Raw genomic sequence first — 18,137 nt, 5'->3', positions numbered from 1 at the left:
AAAGAAAACGTCCTTTATGCGTCATAGAGATAATTGAAAAGATTGGCTGGAGGTATTAAAAAATGGAGAATAAACAAAGACCTGTCATTGCTGAAACCAGAGAGCTTGTGCAGAAATACCATGTTTTGGAAAAGGCACAGATTTATGCTTATTTTGCATTAGATGGCAGGGATCATTTTGTAGGAAAAGCATTTAAGGCGTTGGAAAAAGAGCGGCAGGTTTTCATTCATCCAGAACTGGAAGTGGTGGCAGCAAGTGAGGAAGCAATTGCTGCTAAGGATCTGGGAACTATGAAGGCTGTCTGGGTACTGGTTGATGTGATGAAAAAGAAACAAGTGGAAGAACACTTTCCTGCTTCGAAGGAAGAGTATCCGGTACGGATCGTATTCTACGGAGAGGGAGAAATCTTTGATATTTTGTACATTTCAGAGGCGGAAGTTACGGTGGTAAACAATCTGTTTTCGCGGAAAAAAATTGACAGTTGCGGACATATTATTGTAGTCGAAAATCCCGATTATATATCGGCTATTCACATAGCGGATGTGATTGGGTATTGTGTTGTGAAAGAAGGTGGGGAAGTCGAGTATTACCAATATAGTCAAGGCGGATCAGAAGAATAGTACTGAGCCGTTTGGAAAAATTAAGGACCAGCTGGATGAGACTCAGGCTTTAAGCTGGCGGATGGAGCAATATATGGCGGAGTCGCGGAATGTTCTTACTTCGTGTGTCCGTTTAAAATCGGAACTTCAATATGATTATTTCACGGAGTTAGTCCTGGAAGCCGCAAAAACATCTGAAAAATTAACCGATAAGCTTCGAAGGCTTACCTTAGAAGTGACAGTTAACCCAGTTCAATACGAAAACTACAAGGCGGAGCTTGTGACCATTCATGGAATCGAGGTGGAATTTTCTGAGGGAATCCTAAAGGTGGCATTGCCACTTCTGGTGCCCCATAGAAAAGATTTTTACACGGATTTTTTATACAAGCCACTGCATACAGCACTTCAGAACTGGTGCTTGGAACGGGTAAAAAAGGCGCTGGAAATCCCATTTTTCGAAGAATGCCTTGTCTGTTTTGTGCATGTTTATAATAAAAATCTGCCTTTGGTAGGACGTGTTCGGGATCACGATAACATTGAGGAAAAACATGTACTGGACATTGTTTCCAGTTTCTGTATGAAGTCAGATAGTGGTTTTTATGTGGATACTTTTCATACAACTAGGCTTGGAATGGAAGATGGCACATTATTATATGTGATGGAGGCTAAGAAATTTCCAGGTTGGATCCGTGAAAACAGCCAGCTTTTGGATATCGAAAAAGAAGCACTTTAAGATCAGAAAAATTCGATATATAGAATAGGCATTTAAGTGTTTGAAAAATAAGGCATTTTGGGATATGAGAATCCAGAAAAGATACCCAAGTATTCAACATATAGGGTACAGATTCTTATTGATTTTGAGTGGGAGGTGGAAATGAAAAAGGAGGATGTGTTGTTAAGACTGATTGCGATATCAGGGGAATTGCCAGCAGGCCTGGTAGGAGAAATTGTAGAATCAGAATCTTATGCAGCAGCTCTTATTACCAGGCTGAAAAAGGAAAATTATATCTCTGTGAGAAATGCAGGCGGATATAAGGGGTATGTGTTAAGGGGTAAAGGGAAAAGGTATCTTCTGGAGAGGTATGAAGATGACCTTTCCTTTTTTCTTTCTGGATCTGCACAGACCAATCATGTGAAAAGTGAACCGGAAAAGAGGCTGCGGCTTTATCGGATGAGCGAGGTATGGGTCTTTCTTTGGAAGATGGGTATTGAGATTTTTCAAAGCCAGAAGCCAGATCTTGGAAATGGGTTTGAAAAAAGTGGGAAAAAAGCAGTGTATTATGGCAGTCTGGAATACAAAGAGAGCGCAGAAGCAATCAAGGGTTCCAGAGCCTGCGGCGTGCTACTTACCGGGGATACAGCTTATGTCGTTTACAACACCATGGCAAAAAGAATGAAATGGGCGCAAAAGATGGAAATGGCAATGCGTACCTGGACCGAACGTATGCTGTTAATTGGTGGAGGATTACGACAGGCTGATTCGCTTATCTTGGGAAATACTATGGATTTCCTTCTTGAACTTTTAAATAGTGATGGCGGTGTTCGCAAAAATCTATATCAGGTAGATGATGTGTACGAACACTATTATTACATCCCGCGGACAGATAACGCAAAGGTTCAGATGGAGCTTCTATTAACTTCCTGGAAACGGGAGAAGATAAAAAATCTGTTAGCAACATTAGTAAAGTATCCAAGGCGTAAACAATACGCCTTAAGCGAGGGCTTTGATAAGGACATGCAGCTAATCTATTTCTGTCATGAATTGGATATGCGTCATTTGTGTCGCATAAAGCAGGAAATTGGCTGGAAGCAGAAAGGAACAATCATCTGCTTAGATTACCAGGCGAATGTGCTCAGAGCATATTTTGGAGAGGGGGTGAGGGTTCGTGAGCTGAATACAGATAAAATCATGGAATATCTGACTAAGGGCAGGGACGAATAAGCCCACAGTCTAAGTCAGGAGGTGTCTATGAGTAATCTATTTGACACTGGAAGTGAAACAGTAAACAGGATGTGCCGCCTGCAGTTTACGGGAAATGTCATTCCGTCCACCTGGTATCACACAATTAAAAAAGAAACCGGAAAACCAAACCTGAATGCAATCATTATTCTGGCAGATATTGTGTACTGGTATAGGCCGATGGAAATCCGGGATGAGGCAACCGGGCAGTTGTGTGGATTCAAAAAGAAATTCCAGGCTGACATTCTACAGAGAAACTATCAGCAGTTGGCGGATCAGTTTGGTATCACGAAACGAGATGCGGTGAACGCTATCGTTGAACTGGAAAAGCTAGGAGTGGTAACAAGGGTATTTCGGACAGTCAACATCAAAGGGCAACTTTACTCCAATGTCATGTTCCTAAATCTGGATGTAGATGTATTAATTCAATTAACCTATCCGGAAACGTTGGAAAATGCATTCATAGGGATACCAGATACCCCCTATCACTCATTTGGGGGACAGCCCCCACCGAAAAAAGTGACAGGGGTCACTAATATAAGTGAGAGGGTATCCCCGAAAAAAGTGACAGCTGTCCCCGATTTGGGGGAGACATATACAAAGAATACATACAAAGACTTTAACAAAGATTTCTCCCTCTCTTCATATCGGGAAGTGGAAGATCAGATAAAACGGCAGATTGAGTATGAAAACCTGATATTGGATCATCCACATGATGACAGAGTAGGGGAAATATTGGGATTGATCGTGGATGTGATGACTTCTTCAGCAGAGATAATCCGGGTGAACAGGGAGGAAAAGTCAGTAAATGTGGTAAAGGCCCAGTTCGCAAAGCTAACGAAAGAGCATGTGGATTTTGTGTTGTTCAGTATGGATTCTAATACTACAAAAGCCAGGAATATCCGGGCGGTTCTTCTAACAGCCCTGTATAATGCGGTAAATACCATGAGCAGCTATTACGACAACCTATATCAATACAATATGGCAGAAGAAATGAGAGGGAATGAGAGGAAAAAGGATGTTTAAAAAATTTGATAAATGGAAACTGGTTCTGGTTGTGATTGGGGCAGTATTGCTGGCAGGATATCTGGGAGGATTTTTATATATTCTTTTTGGAGATGCAAATGTTGACTTAAACCCTATTCACTGTATGGCTGCAGGATGGACCAGCACCGGGGGCAGGATGTGGATCCTGTTCTCTGTTCTGGTGCTTTTCTTTCTTACGGCACTTGTGATTTATCGGGGAAGTGAAAATCCATTGCAGGATGAGCGTGGCTTTGAATTATCCGACCAGGGAACCTATGGAACCGCTGGTTTTATGAAAGAAGAGGAACAGGCGGAGATCTTAAGAGCAGATAAATCAATGGACGGCGTAAACGGAATCATATTTGGTCGGGAGCTTGGAACCGGTAAGGTTCTAAGCCTTCCGGTAAATTCCAGGCTGAACCGGAATATAGCTGTTTGCGGCTCCCAAGGTTCTATGAAATCCAGAGCATTTGCAAGGGTGATGGCATTACAATGCGTACGCCGTGGGGAGAGCATGTATATCACAGATCCAAAGTCTGAACTTTATGAGGATTTATGTGCTTATCTGAAGGAGTCAGGATATGTGGTAAAACAGTTAAATCTGATTCAGCTGACACATTCAGATGCCTGGAACTGTCTGGCGGAAATTGATGAGGGAGAGCTGATCGATGTATTCTGTGATGTTGTCATTCGTAACACCACAGACAAATTTGATCATTTTTACGATAATGTGGAGATGGATTTATTAAAAGCTCTTTGCCTGTATGTGTATGAGGAATATCCACCAGAACAGCGAACCTTTGCTGAAGCATATAAACTCTTGCTCAATAAAAGTGTCGATATGCTGGATTCGATTTTTGAAAGATTGCCAACGAACCATCCGGCTAAAGGGCCTTATCAGCTCTTTGCAAAAGCAGAAAAGGTAAAAGGAAATGCGGTGCTTGGACTTGGAACCAGGTTACAGATTTTGCAAAATAAACTGGTACAACAGATTACCAGTCATACGGATATTGATCTTTCCCTTCCAGGAAAAGAAAAGTGTGCATATTTTTGTATCACATCCGATCAGGATTCAACATTTGATATGCTGGCAACTCTTTTCACTTCATTTCTAATTATCAAACTGGTTCGTCTGGCGGATCGAACAGAAGAACGCGTGCTGCCGGTTCCTGTAAGCTTTATCCTTGATGAATTTCCGAATATCGGTGTGGTCCCGGACTTCAAAAAGAAGCTTGCTACAGCCAGATCCAGAAGGATCGGGATGAGTATTTTGTTTCAGAATATCCCACAGCTTCAGAACCGTTACCCAGACAATCAGTGGGAGGAAATCCTTGGAGGATGCGATTTCTCAATCTTCCTTGGGTGTAATGATATGACAACTGCGACCTACTACAGTGACCGGACAGGAGAGATTACGGTATCGGTGGCTTCTGTCCGGAAAAACTTTTATACCATCCGAGCAACGGATTATGTACCGGAATATTCAGAGTCAAAATCCCTTGGAAAAAGGCAGCTGCTTCTTCCTGATGAGGTGCTTCGTTATCCCTTAAACCAGGGGATTTTAATTATCCGAGGACATAATGTGTTGAAATTCCAGAAAATGGACTATACCGAGCATGAAGATGCAAAGAAGCTCCGGCTGGAAAAAGTATTGGAACACATACCAGACTGGCACAAAGAATGGGAAAAGGAAAAATCACAGGAACAGCCTTTTTCACATCTGGGGCAGGATAATGAGGCATCTATTTCACTTCCGCCTAAATCCAGTACGGATGAAGCGTGTGAAGAACCGCTCGCTGTAGATGCAAAGCCCCAAAAGAAACCAGGCAAAAAAACAGAATCCAAGCCGGGTGTAACGAGAGTAGAAGATTTGTTCGCTGGGAGGGAGGTGAATGCGGATGACAATTGATCTGTCACAGATCAAAGAGAATTCCATGGTACGGTATGGTTTTAAAATCCTTCTCATGAGGGAATTTGATATTCATATAAAAGAGAATGATTATAACAGGCTCATAGCAGCGGCAGGCTGTATTGAAATATATGATTCCATGGAAGAGTTCCTGGAAAAGAGTGGCTGGAAAAGAGATAACCCGGAACTGGGCGAAAAAAGCTATTTATTGGATAACCATATTTGCAGGTATATCCAGGGAAAAGTCTGGTATTTTTCAAGGCTTCGGTACGAGAACCAAGCGTAGGGAAGAAAAAGTCGAATTGTTTTATAAAGCTATTGATTTTTACAATAAATCGTGCTAACATGAAGAAACATAATTTGTTTTTATCTTTTAATATTTAGGTCTATCGACCGAAAAATTCAGGGTTATTTGCAGAAGAGATTGTTCGGATTTTGCAGATAGCTCTGAATTTTTTTGGCAAAAAGGGTAGCAAAAAAGGAGACTTCAGAAGGAAGTAAAAGTCTCCTTTTTTGAGGTTCCTATTTGGGGACCAAAGGCCATACTTAAAATAACAAGTTGCAGCTGCGATTAGGGGCGCTGCTAAAAAAACACTGTTTTTAAGTAGGAGAAAATAATGAAACAAGTATGAAAAAACCTTTAAAAAATTTAGCATCTTTATTATAATTGAAAAATGAAAACAAGTCAATGGATTTTGAATGAAAATTGTTGAAAATGTGAAAATTATAATCAAAAATCAGAAAATTAAAACAAAATACTTTAGGAAATATGGGAATATCCTTTGCGCCAAAAATCTTGACACGGTTTATTAGGCTCTCTATAATGATGGTGTATTTCGTTTTTTGATTTCTAAGAGTAAACTGGGGGAAGATTTTTGACAAAAGAGGCAATTTATCAGTATGTAAAAGAGCAATATGGAACAACACCGGAGCATCTCTGGAAGAAAGATCCTAAGTCAGCGGTGCTTCGGCATAAAAACGGAAAATGGTATGCAGTTTTTATGAATGTAGATAAGAATAAATTAGGAATTCCGGAAGAGGGAAGCGTAGACATTATGAATGTGAAATGCAATCCGGAGTTAAATGGGTTTATTGCACGAACCTATGGGATTAGGCCAGGGTACCACATGAATAAGGAGCATTGGATATCTGTAGTATTGGATGGCTCTGTTGGAGATGGTAAAACACTGGATTTTTTGGATATGAGTTATGATTTAATTGATACGGGAAGAAAATAATTTTTTTAAATACCCTTTAGGAATAGAAATAAACCTAAAGGGTATTTTCCTCTTAAGCGATATACAAGGGAGGATGTATTATTCTTTATCTTAAGAGGGAAGCTTCCTGGTTGCAGTAAATACATCTATATTTTCCACTGGAGGACAGTTTGAAGATGTGCTCACAGTTTGCTTCCGTACTGGTAATGCAGCGGGGATTTTTGCATTTGATTACATTCTTTAACGTTTTTGGCGGAACAGGGTGGTATTTTTTTACCACTTTTCCATCACGGATCACGATCAGCGTGACACCCTCATTTAAGTAACCAAGGACTTCCAGACGCTCAGGCTCTGTAAGCCCCTCTATTTTAATCAGGTCTTTACAGCCGTATTTTTCACTTCTTACAGACTGCAAAAGGGCAACGGACTGTTTCTGGGAGTCCAGTTCCAGAAGCTTGTAAATATCCATTCCTTTTCCAGCCGGGATATGATCGATCACAATTCCGTTTTGGATAGATTCAATCTTTAACATTACAGCACCGTCCTTCCTGTCAGCGGATCCGGGATTTCAAGCAGAGCCATGATCAATGCCATACGGATATATTTTCCGTTCTGCACCTGGTCAAAATAAGCGGCTCTTGGATCCTGGTCCACGTCTGTGGCAATTTCGTCCACCCTTGGGAGAGGATGGAGAACCGGCATATCCGGCTGTGCCAGATTTAATTTTTCCCGGTTTAAAATATAGGTATCCTTTAACCGGACATAATCTTCCTCGTTAAAGAAACGTTCTTTCTGAACTCTTGTCATATAGAGCACGTCCAGCTTGGGAAGGGTTTCCTCCAGGCTGGTGACTTCTTTGTAAAAAGAATGGTTTGGCTTTAAGGTCTCTTCCATCACGTAATCCGGGATCTTAAGTTCCTCCGGGGAGATGAAGTAAAACTCGTTTCCAGGATGACGTACCAGGCTGTTTACCAGGGAATGTACGGTGCGTCCAAATTTCAGATCCCCGCAAAAGCCAACTGTCAGATGATCCAGATGACCTTTCCTCTGACGGATAGTCATAAGGTCAATCAGTGTCTGGGTTGGATGGTTATGACCGCCATCCCCGGCATTAATTACTGGCACTGTGGCATACATGGAGGCACGAAGGGGAGCGCCTTCCTTGGGATGCCGCATTGCAATGATATCTGCATAGCAGCTTACCACCCGGGCGGTATCAGCTACCGTTTCTCCTTTTGTGGCACTGGACTGCTCAGCACCAGCAAAGCCAAGGGCCTTTCCTCCAAGGCTTAGCATGGCAGATTCAAAGGAAAGACGTGTTCTGGTACTTGGCTCGTAAAAAAGAGTAGCAATCTTTTTCCCATCCGCCACATGGCTGTACACTTCCGGATTTTCTGCAATGCGGTCTGCCAGATCCAGAACTTTTGTAGTTTCTTCAAGGGTAAAATCAAGTGGATCGATCAAATGTCTCATAACCAGGCTCCTTTTGTTAAAAACTGATCCCGTCTGGCTCCGACGGAAATAAACTGGATCTCATGGTTCAAAAGCTGCTCCAGGATACGGATGTAGGCTTTGGCATTCTCCGGAAGCTCTTCATACGTCCGGCAGCCGGAAATATCGCATTCCCAGCCCGGGAGCATTTCTACTACAGGGACAAAGCTGTCCAGTTCATCCATAGGGTCAAAATCCATGGTCACAACACCGTCACGTTTGTAGCCTGTGATCACGGGAATCTCTTTCATGGAACTTAAGACATCCATTTTGGTAAGTGCGATCTGATCTGCATTCTGGCATTTTAATCCATAACGGCTGGCTACGGCATCAAACGGTCCCACCCTGCGGGGACGGCCTGTGGCAGCACCATATTCACCGCCCGCTTTTCGAAGCTCTTCTTCCCAGGCATCGGACATTGCCTTTTCTGCTACAAAAGGACCGGCACCAACACAGGTAGAATATGCTTTTAAAACGCCCACCACATGATCCAGGGATTTTCCCGGAATTCCGGCACCGATCGGGCCATAGGCAGAAATGGTAGAGGAACTTGAGGTATAGGGGAAAATACCATAATCAATATCCCTCATGGCGCCAAGCTGGGCTTCCAGCACTACCTTTTTGCCCTCTGACAGTGCCTGTTCCAGAAACTCACCCGTGTCTGCAATATAGGAGCCAAAGAGTTCTGCCTGTTCCTCACACCAGGTGAGAAGAGCAGGGTAAGACATTGGCTCCTGATGATAGCAGCCTGCAAGCTCCAGGTTTTTTGCCTCCAGCATGGTTTTTAATCTGGCTTTTACGGAATCCTCTTTTAAATGAAGCAGATTCCCAAGACGAAGGGTTTTCTTACGGTACTTGTCACTGTAGGCGTAGGCGATTCCACGGCGGGTAGAGCCAAAGGCGCTGCCGGTTTTTGCCAGCCGGTTTTCTTCTAACTCATCCTGTACCTTGTGCCATGGCATGGAGATCGTGGCACGCTTTGAAAGCTTCAGATGATCCGGTGTAACCCGGATTCCTTTTTTCTCTATTTCATGGATTTCCCGGGAAAGATGTTCCAGATCGACTACCATTCCGTCCCCGAGGACACATACCACACCTGGATGTAAGATACCAGATGGGAGAAGATTTAAGACAAATTTACCCTGGTCGGTGACCACTGTGTGACCTGCGTTGTTGCCGCCCTGGTAGCGGACTACCACATCTGCCTGCTCCGCTAAAAGATCGATCACACGGCCTTTTCCTTCATCGCCCCAGTTTATACCGGTTACTGCTGTAAGCATTTGTTCCTCCTTTGAAAACACGTTCCTGTTTCCCTTTTTTATTCGGGTACATAATACGCTTGACGTAGGAATAAGTAAAAACTATAATTGATATAATTGGAATAAATATATGATATGCCAAAAGAAAAGGAAAAATATTATGGACGTAAATTTCGAGTATTACAAGATCTTTTATTATGTGGCAAAATACCACAACTTTACCAAGGCCGCCCAGGCGTTAAACAACAGCCAGCCTAACATCACCCGGGCCATGAACTGTCTGGAACAGCAGCTGAATACCACTTTATTTATCCGTACTAACCGCGGTGTACAGCTTACCCCGGAAGGAGAGCGGCTTTATACCCATGTGCTTGGTGCAATGGAGCAGTTTCAGGCTGCAGAAGAGGAGCTGGCGGACAGCTCCGGGCTTTCCCACGGAAGTATAGCAATTGGCGCCAGCGAAACTGCCTTGAATATTTTCCTGCTTGATAAATTAAAAAATTTCCATATGACTTATCCGGGAATCCGGCTGAAGCTTTATAACCATTCCACCCCGGAAGCCATTGAATCCGTAAAAAGCGGAAAGATCGATTTTGCAGTAGTTTCCACTCCGGCAGAGGTGGATTCCCCATTGAAACAGATCATGCTCATGCCCTTCCAGGAGATTCTGGTTGGTGGTACCACTTTTACAGCGCTTGGAAGCCAGGAGCTTTCCCTTCGGGAGGTAAAGAACTATCCGCTGATTTCTCTTGGACGGGAAACTATGACCTATAAATTTTACAACAGTGTATTTTTATCCCATGGCCTGGATCTTTCCCCGGATACGGAAGCTGCCACTGCGGACCAGATCCTGCCGCTTGTAAAATGCGAGCTTGGCCTTGCCTTTTTGCCCCAGCCAATGGCAGCGCCCTCCCTTCTGAAAAAAGAAATCGTACAGATCCCACTAAAAGACGAAATCCCGGAGCGTCAGATCTGTCTGGTGTATGACAGCCAGCATCCTATGGGCGCTGCGGCAAGGGAATTAAAAAACACAATTGTAGCTGGGCGGGTTTAAAACCAGCGTATGGAGAAAATTTTAGTGAGTTGTAAAAAACTTGGAGGAGGTATTCTATGGATTACATCAAAGAAGCAAAAAAACTTGGGTTTTCAAATGCGGCAATCATGGATACACAAAAACTTGTGTTCAAACCGGAATACCGAAAGTTTTGTGAAGAAAATCAGTGTGGATGTTACAACGTGAATCCCGCCTGTCCACCTGAATGCGGAACAGTAGAATCTATGAAACAAAGGGTATTCGCCTATGAAAAAGCGCTTATTCTCCAGACGATACAAAACAAGGATATGGACTACAAAATGGCGAAGCTTGCGCACAATAAACTCACCGAACAGCTGGCCTCTAAAATAATGGAATCTGGAAATACCGACCTGCTGATCATGTCCGCTGGTCCTTACAGGCACCATTCCTGCATGTCCGCCTACTGTGTTGATGCCCAGGAAATGGCAGATGCGGTGGGAATGATCTGCTGGGGGACCGATGATAAGATACGGTATTTTTCACAAATTTTATTTCATGGAAACTTGTAATGGAAAACACATACAACGGTCAATGATATGGCAGACATAAAAATATGATATGAAAGAGAAACCTTTCATCCTATTGCGGTATGACTATAACAATGCTATAATCCCTCCCGAAAAGAGACAAGTACAGCTCTCATCATGATCCAAACAGAAAAAGAGGCGTTTTAGTATGAAAACAGTTTTACCAAGAGAACAGGCTGTAGAAGATATTTTTTCCAAAATCCTGGCTTCCCCGGAGGCATCAAGAAGACTTCGTGAAGTGTTTTACCAGTATCTGGATGATGAACATATGCTGGTGGATGAGGATCCGGACCACTTTTTGCAGGTACTCTTTCACGCTTACCAGAACGGGGATGTAAGTGCCCTTCTTCTGGAATTGTGCGGAAAAAGTATGTTTGATCTGCTCCGCGAAGCCTATCTGATCCCAAGAAAATTCCATGGAAAGGCAGGAGAGAATCCGGTCCTTCTTACCAATGTGGAAGGGAAGCTTCTTAAAGATGTTGGAAAGATGGTTTCCGCCCATGACTATGGAAAATTTAAGGAAACCTTTGACCGGCATGAATGCGTACCAAGATCCAGACTTTATCTGGCAGATGGATATGACATTGTACGCTCTTACACGGATGGATTGGAAATTAAAGAGGAAAAAGAAGAGTGCCAGCGTGGGATTTTAATCCTCTATGCACTTCCGGATACCTGTAAGCTGGGGCTTACAGAAGCGCAGGCTTATGCGGTTGTATGGAAGACTTTCCAGGAGATCCAGCAGGCAGCACCCCGTGCAGTGGTCTTTTACGGACAGGAGACCGGTGTAAAAAAGGAAAATCCTGAGAAACCCTTTGATGAACTTGGCGTTCTGCTTCCCATCCATGAGTTTGAAAAGAAAATGCTCCAGCATATGGAGGAAATTGACGGGATCGTCCTTGCCTGCAGGGAGCGGATGATGGAACTAGCTGGAAATGACAGCCTGAAATTATAAAGGGACTTTTCGGAAGGAAGTGGGCTTATGCAGCCAGAAATGATCAGAAAAAATCACATGGACGTGGAGTGGCATGAATACACCGATGAAAATGGCCAAAATACTCCCGTTATAAATGCAAGCATCACCGAAAAGGCTTCCATTATCGGACGTGTGGGGATCATGTTTTTATCCTGTGGGACTGGAGCCTGGAGGGTCCGAAGCTCCATGAATGCCCTGGCCGAAGCAATGGGAATTACCTGTACCGCAGATATCGGACTGATGTCCATTGAGTACACCTGTTTTGATGGGGAAAATGGCTTTACCCAGTCTTTATGCCTTACCAATACAGGGGTGAATACGTCAAAGCTGAACCGGCTGGAGCATTTTATCCGCAATTTTGAAACAGAGGGAAAAAACATGTCCGGGGAAGAGCTTCACAGCTATCTGGATGAAATTGAAAGGATCCATGGCCTTTATTCCCCGGCTGCCCTGGGACTGGCTGCCGCCATTGCATGCTGTGGATTTACCTTTCTTTTAGGCGGAGGACCAGTAGAGATGTTTTGTGCTTTTATTGGAGCAGGACTTGGAAATTTCCTTCGCTGCAAGCTGACCAAGCATCATTTTACCCTGTTCCTTGGCATTGTTTCCTCTGTCTCCCTGGCATGCTTTGTATATGCAGGATTATTAAAATTAGGGGAAATCCTGTTTGGGATTTCCATTCAGCATGAAGCAGGATATATCTGTGCCATGCTTTTTATCATCCCTGGTTTTCCCTTTATTACCAGCGGAATCGACCTGGCAAAACTGGATATGCGTTCTGGTATGGAACGGCTTACTTATGCACTGATTATTGTTCTGGTAGCCACTATGTCTGCCTGGATCATGGCTATGCTTCTTCACTTACAGCCGGTGGATTTCATAAAGATCCATATGCCTGTTGCAATGTGGATCCTCACACGGCTTATTGCAAGCTTTTTCGGCGTGTTCGGTTTCTCCATCATGTTTAACAGTCCGGTAAGGCTTGCCTGTTCTGCAGCAGTGCTTGGGGCGGTTGCAAATACCCTGCGGCTGGAGCTTGTGGATCTTGCCGCCTTACCTCCGGCAGTGACCGCATTTATCGGAGCTCTGACAGCCGGGCTTCTGGCCTCCCTTCTGAAAAATAAGGTGGGCTACCCAAGGATTTCCGTTACCGTTCCTTCTATTGTGATCATGGTACCGGGGCTTTATTTATACCGTGGATTTTATAATCTTGGAATCATGTCCTTATCTGTGTCTGCCTCCTGGTTTGCAGCTGCACTTCTGATCATTGCAGCGCTTCCGCTTGGACTAATCTTTGCAAGGATTTTAACAGATAAGGCGTTTCGGTATTGTACCTGACAGGTGCAAAAAGCGAGTCACGGAGGGCCAACACCCCTGTTTATGCACCAATCTTAAAAAAAATTACTTTTCCAATCTACAGGGAGGATGCTATAATGGAGGAGACAAAAATAATTCTTTTCTTTTAATAGAGAAGAGTGGAATTTAGAGAAAACAAGAAGTTCTTTATATTGTAAAATGCAGGAGGGTGAAATATGGATTGGGATCTTAAAATAACAGATCTGGAAGGATCTACACCAGAGCACTCTGCTGTAATTGTAAATTTTGTTGCAGCGGTCAGGCACCAGTTAAAAAATAGTACTTGCTATGTATATTCGGATAATGTGCAATACCGTTTCAAAGATAACCAGGGCAATAACAAGATTGTGATTCCGGATGCTTCCATAAACTGCCGTACGAAATCAAGGCGTGGAAACACTTTTACAGATGCGCCACGTTTTGTTATGGAGGTTTTGTCACCATCAACAGAAAATTATGACCGGACAGAGAAAATGCAGCTGTATTGTGAGCAGGAGATTGAAGAGTATTGGATCGTTGACTGGCGTAAAAAAACAGTTGAAATCTATGAACTGGATTATGAGGGGGAGATTCCCAAATACTATCTTTTAAAAACAGTCACAGAAGAAAATAAGGATGAGTTACAACTGCTTCATTTTCCAAAGATAAAGATTACCTTTGACGAATTATTTGAAGAAATTGATTAGTGCTTGTAACCAAGACCGCAATAAATGTGATAGGTGAAATTGCGAAAAAAGGATATTTGATTATAAATAAGAATTGTAAAAGTGATTTGCAAAATAGTGAATCACTTTTTTATTTGAAAATATTTTTTTCAAAAATCCTATTGACACAGAAAAAATCAAATTGCTACATTGGAACTGCAACAGGAAATGGTTTCGAAAATGGAGGGTTTGCGATGAGAAAAGCAAAAAAATGTAACACAGGAAAGAAGAAATTCGTAGTTGTTTGGCTGGCATTGGTAGTTTTGTTCCTTGGAAGCTTTATAAGGCCAGTGGATGTCCAGGCTGCAAAAGTGAAACTGAACAAATCGGCGGTTACCATCTATCGGGGAGCTTCCACGTCGCTGAAAGTATCGGGAAGCAAAAAGAAAGTAAAATGGAGTTCTTCTAAAAAATCCGTTGCATCTGTTTCGGCTTCTGGAAAAGTAACTGGAAAAAAGGGTGGATCAGCATACATCTGTGCAAAAGTGGGAAAACGTACCCTGAAATGTAAAGTGACCGTAAAAGAGCCGAATAAATCCAAACGCCTTAATCTGGCCAAGAAAGAAGCAAAGAAAATCGTAAAAAAATATGTGGCTGCGGATCTGAATGCAAAGGAGCGGGCTTTTGTATTGTTCCGGTATCTGACCGAGCATTGTTCCTGGCAGTTAAACCAGTCTTCAGAAGCCTACCAGAAGAATTATGGAAATGAAGCTTATGCAGCTTTGGTAATGAAAAAAGCAGCCTGCTCAGGATATGCAAAAGCGTACACACTGCTTTGTGAGGCTGCGAATGTTCCGGTACGGCATGTGAATGCCGGCAGCTGGACACACCAGTGGAATGAAGTAAAGGTAAACGGTAAATGGATCAAGGTAGATGCTTACGGTGGAACTTTTGCAGATACAACCGGAATTCGAAGATCCTTAAGAACCTCAGCTGAGGATCAGGAACAGCTGGTATTTCATTTTACGATTGAAAGATGATTTCAGAATGAAAATAGAGAAGCTGGTGCAGAAATGGAATAGGTCTGTAATTGGTATTGACAAATATAGCATAATAAAATTATAATATGTATATAATATTACTATGAAAGCGAGAGGTGATCTTATGAACATTCGTCCATCAGCTGCTATTAGACAAAATTATAATGAGATTGCAGATCTTTGCCGTAAATCTTCAGAGCCTGTTTTTCTGACAAAAAATGGAGAAGGTGATCTTGTGGTGATGGATATTGAATCCTTTAACCGACGGGAGAAAATGTTGAAATTAAGAGAAGAACTGCTTGCTGTTGAAGAGGATCGTCTGGCAGGAAGAACAGGATGCAGTCTTGATGAATTGGACAGTTATCTTGATAATATAATAGAAGAGGGATGAAAATGTCAGAAAGAAGAAAATACAAAGTTATCGTATCGGACCGGGCGAAGCAAATGCTTGGAGTACATATTCGCTTTCTGGCACAGGTAGATAAGGATGCCGCAAGAAATAAGAAAAAAGAATTAATGGAAGCAATGCGTTCATTAGCGTATAGTCCAAATCGTTTTCCTTTTTTGAATGAACCTTATATTCCATGTAATAAATATCACAAAATGTTTGTGAAAAACTGGTATTTGATTTTATATCAAATTGAGGATGATACAGTTTATGTGGATTACATTTTAGACTGTAGAAAAGAGTATAATTGGCTCATCCGTTGAACCAGCAGTTGTACTTATTTGCAACTAAAATGTGACATGATTGCAACATATCTAAAAATGCAGAGATGTATCGCTGGAGGTGAGCATCCCTGCATTTTTTATGGGTACATTGTGATTCAATTGAAATAGTATGAAAGAACTATAAGGGGTATCGGTGGTTCACGGTAATTGCTTGTGTATTAACAAAAGCTTTATACAGATGAATGTAATCACTTAAAAAGGTGCAGGTTAATCAAAAAGATTGTGTTTATTCGCTCTTTTCTGAGCAATTTCATATACTTCTTCGTCTGCTCGGACGCCGATTACAATAATCATCATAGACGATTCGGTACGGCGAAGCTGATATACAACACGCAAACCAGCAGAGCGGAGTTTGATTTTCAGAAGTCCGGCAAGATTAGTACTGCTGTGATTACCAAGCGGTTTTCCATAACCTTGTTCTTCAACAGGCAGTGGATTTTGCTGAACTTTTTTGATGGCCTTCAGAACAAGAATACGCTGACTTCCATTTAGGTCTTTTAAGTCTTTTTCTGCTTCAGGAAGGTATTCTAGTTTCCAATTCATTCAATGTCTACCTCGTCAAAACCGGTAAGATTGTCTTCTGTAATACCAAGACGGCGGTTCATTTCTTCCTCAGAAATTAAAGTGGCAGGATTAAAGTGTGCCATACGTTCAGAAGCAACGGCAAGAAGACGAGCATCATTTACCTCATCCATTAGACGGACGTATTCTTCAGGGGAAATGAGAACACATTCTGCAACGTTGTTTTTCATTACGACTTTAGCACCACTCTGCTTCACATCTTCAAAAATTTTTCCAGCAAGGCCACGGTTAAATTGGCTGATCGGAACCGTATTTTTAATTGCACTCATAACAGATGCCATAATCGTCAACTCCTTTCTTTACTTGTATTATAGCAGATACCTGCAAAATATCAACTAATTAATCAATATATTTACTGATAAATATACGCGAAATGGAATCCTTTAGGTATTGCCTTTCGGGTGATGGTGATTTTATCTCCTAATGATTGAAATATCTTCTAAAAAATAGTGAAATTTAGGAGATAAATAATTACCTGGGAGATTGGTTATAAGAATTTACTGGAATAAAAAATTTATTAGGCTTGAACTTTTGAAGATTTTTGCAGCCAATATTAGCAAGTGTATTTATTTGCAACTAAAATGCGACACGATTGCAACATCCATAATATTGACTTCAGATTCTCTTTATAATAGAATGGTACTCGTAAAAAGAAGGCACGAAAAAGCAGTTTGTTTATGCAGGCTGCTTTTTTTGTGCCTTCTTGTCGTATAAATAATAGGAGGGCAACACATGGCGAACACAAAAAAAGCAATTGAAGAAGTAACGGAAAAAGAAATTCCACGCGCAGCCTATGAAGGTGTCTTAACAATCGACGTTGACGCACAGGTGGAGAGCGCACAGGAGCAGGAGGATACCAGATGGCACCAGCTACTTAATGCACACCGTACCAGAAAGGTACTCACAGGCCAGCTTGGTGGTATTGAGAAGCTGGAAAGCGGCTGGATGGTTGCAGTAACTTATTACAACGGTTTTCGTATTATCATCCCGATGAATGAAATGATGATTAACTTAAGCGGAGACGGCCGGGAGAACGCAGACACCTTAAACCGCCAGGTTCGTATTGCCAACAACATGCTTGGCTGTGACATTGATTTCATTATCAAGGATCTGGATACCAAAAGCCGGAGTGTGGTAGCCTCACGAAAGGATGCCATGCTGAAAAAGCGTCAGACTTTCTACATTGGAGAAGAAGGGGAGAAGCCGCTCCTGTATCCCGGAAGAATCGCAGAAGCCAGGGTGATCGCAGTAGCACCAAAAGTAGTACGCCTGGAGGTGTTTGGTGTGGAAGTATCCGTCCGGGCGCGTGATATGGCCTGGGAGTGGATGCTGGATGCCAGTGAAAAATTCCAGGTTGGTGACCTTGTCCAGGTTATGGTTAATAAAGTAGATGGTCAGGAACCAGAACAGATTAGCGTGGAAGTGGATGCCAAAACCCCGACGGCCAATCTCAATAAAGATAATCTTCGGAAATGCCACCGTCAGGGCAAGTACACAGGTGTGATCACAGAAGTTTATAAAGGCACGTATTTTATGAGGCTTGATATCGGGGTGAATGCCGTGGCATATTCGTGCAACATGCCAACCCTTCCGGGAAAGGGAGATAAAATCGGAATTGTAGTGACCAGAATTAACGATAATTACGAAGTCGCAGAAGGGATTATCACAAGGCTGATTAAAAGATATAAATAAAAATTAAAACTAACGAAAATCCTATTGACACAGAAAATGCGATTTTTTTAAA

21 protein-coding genes are annotated in these 18,137 nt (G+C 42.4%); 16 read left to right on the top strand and 5 right to left on the bottom strand.

Annotated elements, in window-relative coordinates:
• Positions 1 to 62: 62 nt before the first annotated feature.
• The 7 genes from I2D69_RS09730 (at position 63) to I2D69_RS09700 (ending at position 6,732) form a co-directional block, all read left to right on the top strand.
• On the top strand, positions 63 to 620 hold the full coding sequence (locus I2D69_RS09730) for a DUF5697 family protein (protein ID WP_118580531.1): 558 nt from the start codon (positions 63 to 65) through the stop codon (positions 618 to 620).
• Positions 621 to 693: 73 nt separating this feature from the next.
• Complete coding sequence (locus I2D69_RS09725) at positions 694 to 1,332, top strand: DUF6100 family protein (protein ID WP_226855589.1); 639 nt, start codon at positions 694 to 696, stop codon at positions 1,330 to 1,332.
• A gap of 141 nt (positions 1,333 to 1,473) precedes the next feature.
• Positions 1,474 to 2,541, top strand: a complete 1,068-nt coding sequence (locus I2D69_RS09720) for a hypothetical protein (protein WP_202017131.1) — start codon at positions 1,474 to 1,476, stop codon at positions 2,539 to 2,541.
• A gap of 27 nt (positions 2,542 to 2,568) precedes the next feature.
• Positions 2,569 to 3,585 (top strand): DUF6017 domain-containing protein, encoded by a 1,017-nt coding sequence (locus tag I2D69_RS09715; protein WP_195379830.1) that lies wholly within the window; start codon positions 2,569 to 2,571, stop codon positions 3,583 to 3,585.
• Positions 3,578 to 5,494: a VirD4-like conjugal transfer protein, CD1115 family gene (locus I2D69_RS09710; RefSeq protein WP_177968931.1), complete on the top strand. Its 1,917-nt coding sequence runs from the start codon at positions 3,578 to 3,580 to the stop codon at positions 5,492 to 5,494. The genes I2D69_RS09715 and I2D69_RS09710 overlap by 8 nt, the downstream gene beginning before the upstream one ends.
• A complete protein-coding gene (locus I2D69_RS09705) occupies positions 5,478 to 5,780 on the top strand; it encodes a hypothetical protein (protein ID WP_227199206.1) in 303 nt (100 codons plus the stop codon). Before I2D69_RS09710 ends, I2D69_RS09705 begins: the two co-directional genes overlap by 17 nt.
• A gap of 589 nt (positions 5,781 to 6,369) precedes the next feature.
• Positions 6,370 to 6,732, top strand: a complete 363-nt coding sequence (locus I2D69_RS09700) for an MmcQ/YjbR family DNA-binding protein (protein WP_173718693.1) — start codon at positions 6,370 to 6,372, stop codon at positions 6,730 to 6,732.
• An 85-nt stretch (positions 6,733 to 6,817) separates the two neighbouring features.
• On the opposite strand, the gene I2D69_RS09695 is transcribed toward I2D69_RS09700, so the two are convergent.
• The 3 genes from I2D69_RS09695 to I2D69_RS09685 are packed head-to-tail and all read right to left on the bottom strand — an operon-like array spanning position 6,818 to position 9,482.
• A complete protein-coding gene (locus I2D69_RS09695; protein WP_118580543.1) occupies positions 6,818 to 7,243 on the bottom strand; it encodes an aspartate carbamoyltransferase regulatory subunit in 426 nt (141 codons plus the stop codon).
• Positions 7,243 to 8,184 (bottom strand): aspartate carbamoyltransferase, encoded by a 942-nt coding sequence (gene pyrB / locus I2D69_RS09690; protein WP_173718695.1) that lies wholly within the window; start codon positions 8,182 to 8,184, stop codon positions 7,243 to 7,245. Before pyrB ends, I2D69_RS09695 begins: the two co-directional genes overlap by 1 nt.
• Positions 8,181 to 9,482: an adenylosuccinate synthase gene (locus I2D69_RS09685; protein WP_195379829.1), complete on the bottom strand. Its 1,302-nt coding sequence runs from the start codon at positions 9,480 to 9,482 to the stop codon at positions 8,181 to 8,183. The genes pyrB and I2D69_RS09685 overlap by 4 nt, the downstream gene beginning before the upstream one ends.
• 139 nt (positions 9,483 to 9,621) lie before the next feature.
• On the opposite strand from I2D69_RS09685, the gene I2D69_RS09680 reads away from it, so the two are divergent.
• From I2D69_RS09680 to I2D69_RS09645, 8 genes are all read left to right on the top strand, one after another.
• Positions 9,622 to 10,515 (top strand): LysR family transcriptional regulator, encoded by an 894-nt coding sequence (locus I2D69_RS09680; RefSeq protein WP_118580549.1) that lies wholly within the window; start codon positions 9,622 to 9,624, stop codon positions 10,513 to 10,515.
• Positions 10,516 to 10,571: 56 nt separating this feature from the next.
• Positions 10,572 to 11,045 (top strand): DUF2284 domain-containing protein, encoded by a 474-nt coding sequence (locus I2D69_RS09675; protein WP_117849756.1) that lies wholly within the window; start codon positions 10,572 to 10,574, stop codon positions 11,043 to 11,045.
• Between the two features lie 166 nt (positions 11,046 to 11,211).
• A complete protein-coding gene (locus tag I2D69_RS09670) occupies positions 11,212 to 12,018 on the top strand; it encodes a DUF4866 domain-containing protein (RefSeq protein WP_173718697.1) in 807 nt (268 codons plus the stop codon).
• Positions 12,019 to 12,045: 27 nt separating this feature from the next.
• A complete protein-coding gene (locus I2D69_RS09665; protein ID WP_118580555.1) occupies positions 12,046 to 13,377 on the top strand; it encodes a threonine/serine exporter family protein in 1,332 nt (443 codons plus the stop codon).
• A gap of 194 nt (positions 13,378 to 13,571) precedes the next feature.
• Entirely contained in the window at positions 13,572 to 14,081 is a 510-nt protein-coding gene (locus I2D69_RS09660; protein WP_118580558.1) for a Uma2 family endonuclease, read from the top strand.
• 212 nt (positions 14,082 to 14,293) lie between these two features.
• Positions 14,294 to 15,079 carry a transglutaminase-like domain-containing protein gene (locus tag I2D69_RS09655; RefSeq protein WP_173718698.1) on the top strand — a complete coding sequence of 262 codons (786 nt, stop codon included), beginning with the start codon at positions 14,294 to 14,296 and terminating at the stop codon, positions 15,077 to 15,079.
• A gap of 124 nt (positions 15,080 to 15,203) precedes the next feature.
• A complete protein-coding gene (locus tag I2D69_RS09650) occupies positions 15,204 to 15,470 on the top strand; it encodes a type II toxin-antitoxin system prevent-host-death family antitoxin (RefSeq protein WP_173718699.1) in 267 nt (88 codons plus the stop codon).
• A 2-nt stretch (positions 15,471 to 15,472) separates the two neighbouring features.
• Positions 15,473 to 15,790 carry a type II toxin-antitoxin system RelE/ParE family toxin gene (locus I2D69_RS09645; RefSeq protein ID WP_118580564.1) on the top strand — a complete coding sequence of 106 codons (318 nt, stop codon included), beginning with the start codon at positions 15,473 to 15,475 and terminating at the stop codon, positions 15,788 to 15,790.
• Positions 15,791 to 16,018: 228 nt separating this feature from the next.
• On the opposite strand, the gene I2D69_RS09640 is transcribed toward I2D69_RS09645, so the two are convergent.
• Positions 16,019 to 16,354 carry a type II toxin-antitoxin system RelE/ParE family toxin gene (locus I2D69_RS09640; protein WP_177968286.1) on the bottom strand — a complete coding sequence of 112 codons (336 nt, stop codon included), beginning with the start codon at positions 16,352 to 16,354 and terminating at the stop codon, positions 16,019 to 16,021.
• Positions 16,351 to 16,674, bottom strand: coding sequence for a type II toxin-antitoxin system Phd/YefM family antitoxin (locus I2D69_RS09635; RefSeq protein ID WP_173718701.1), 324 nt, complete (start codon positions 16,672 to 16,674; stop codon positions 16,351 to 16,353). Before I2D69_RS09635 ends, I2D69_RS09640 begins: the two co-directional genes overlap by 4 nt.
• Positions 16,675 to 17,125: 451 nt before the next feature.
• Between I2D69_RS09635 and I2D69_RS09630 the strand changes: the two genes are divergently transcribed.
• Positions 17,126 to 18,085 carry a S1 RNA-binding domain-containing protein gene (locus tag I2D69_RS09630; RefSeq protein WP_195379828.1) on the top strand — a complete coding sequence of 320 codons (960 nt, stop codon included), beginning with the start codon at positions 17,126 to 17,128 and terminating at the stop codon, positions 18,083 to 18,085.
• The last annotated feature ends 52 nt before the right edge of the window (positions 18,086 to 18,137 follow it).

It is taken from the genome of Ruminococcus sp. D54t1_190329_F1 (assembly GCF_015551645.1).
GTDB lineage: Bacteria > Bacillota > Clostridia > Lachnospirales > Lachnospiraceae > Blautia_A > Blautia_A faecis.
Note: the sequence above shows the minus strand (reverse complement) of the source record. Positions and strands in the feature narration are given on the sequence as shown.

Bases quoted from the DNA above. Each gene is read 5' to 3' on its own strand.
- I2D69_RS09730 (WP_118580531.1), top strand. From the start codon at position 63: ATGGAGAATAAACAAAGACCTGTCATTGCTGAAACCAGAGAGCTTGTG.
- I2D69_RS09725 (WP_226855589.1), top strand. From the start codon at position 694: ATGGCGGAGTCGCGGAATGTTCTTACTTCGTGTGTCCGTTTAAAATCG.
- I2D69_RS09720 (WP_202017131.1), top strand. From the start codon at position 1,474: ATGAAAAAGGAGGATGTGTTGTTAAGACTGATTGCGATATCAGGGGAA.
- I2D69_RS09715 (WP_195379830.1), top strand. From the start codon at position 2,569: ATGAGTAATCTATTTGACACTGGAAGTGAAACAGTAAACAGGATGTGC.
- I2D69_RS09710 (WP_177968931.1), top strand. From the start codon at position 3,578: ATGTTTAAAAAATTTGATAAATGGAAACTGGTTCTGGTTGTGATTGGG.
- I2D69_RS09705 (WP_227199206.1), top strand. From the start codon at position 5,478: ATGCGGATGACAATTGATCTGTCACAGATCAAAGAGAATTCCATGGTA.
- I2D69_RS09695 (WP_118580543.1), bottom strand. From the start codon at position 7,243: ATGTTAAAGATTGAATCTATCCAAAACGGAATTGTGATCGATCATATC.
- pyrB (WP_173718695.1), bottom strand. From the start codon at position 8,184: ATGAGACATTTGATCGATCCACTTGATTTTACCCTTGAAGAAACTACA.
- I2D69_RS09685 (WP_195379829.1), bottom strand. From the start codon at position 9,482: ATGCTTACAGCAGTAACCGGTATAAACTGGGGCGATGAAGGAAAAGGC.
- I2D69_RS09680 (WP_118580549.1), top strand. From the start codon at position 9,622: ATGGACGTAAATTTCGAGTATTACAAGATCTTTTATTATGTGGCAAAA.
- I2D69_RS09675 (WP_117849756.1), top strand. From the start codon at position 10,572: ATGGATTACATCAAAGAAGCAAAAAAACTTGGGTTTTCAAATGCGGCA.
- I2D69_RS09670 (WP_173718697.1), top strand. From the start codon at position 11,212: ATGAAAACAGTTTTACCAAGAGAACAGGCTGTAGAAGATATTTTTTCC.
- I2D69_RS09665 (WP_118580555.1), top strand. From the start codon at position 12,046: ATGCAGCCAGAAATGATCAGAAAAAATCACATGGACGTGGAGTGGCAT.
- I2D69_RS09660 (WP_118580558.1), top strand. From the start codon at position 13,572: ATGGATTGGGATCTTAAAATAACAGATCTGGAAGGATCTACACCAGAG.
- I2D69_RS09655 (WP_173718698.1), top strand. From the start codon at position 14,294: ATGAGAAAAGCAAAAAAATGTAACACAGGAAAGAAGAAATTCGTAGTT.
- I2D69_RS09650 (WP_173718699.1), top strand. From the start codon at position 15,204: ATGAACATTCGTCCATCAGCTGCTATTAGACAAAATTATAATGAGATT.
- I2D69_RS09645 (WP_118580564.1), top strand. From the start codon at position 15,473: ATGTCAGAAAGAAGAAAATACAAAGTTATCGTATCGGACCGGGCGAAG.
- I2D69_RS09640 (WP_177968286.1), bottom strand. From the start codon at position 16,354: ATGAATTGGAAACTAGAATACCTTCCTGAAGCAGAAAAAGACTTAAAA.
- I2D69_RS09635 (WP_173718701.1), bottom strand. From the start codon at position 16,674: ATGGCATCTGTTATGAGTGCAATTAAAAATACGGTTCCGATCAGCCAA.
- I2D69_RS09630 (WP_195379828.1), top strand. From the start codon at position 17,126: ATGGCGAACACAAAAAAAGCAATTGAAGAAGTAACGGAAAAAGAAATT.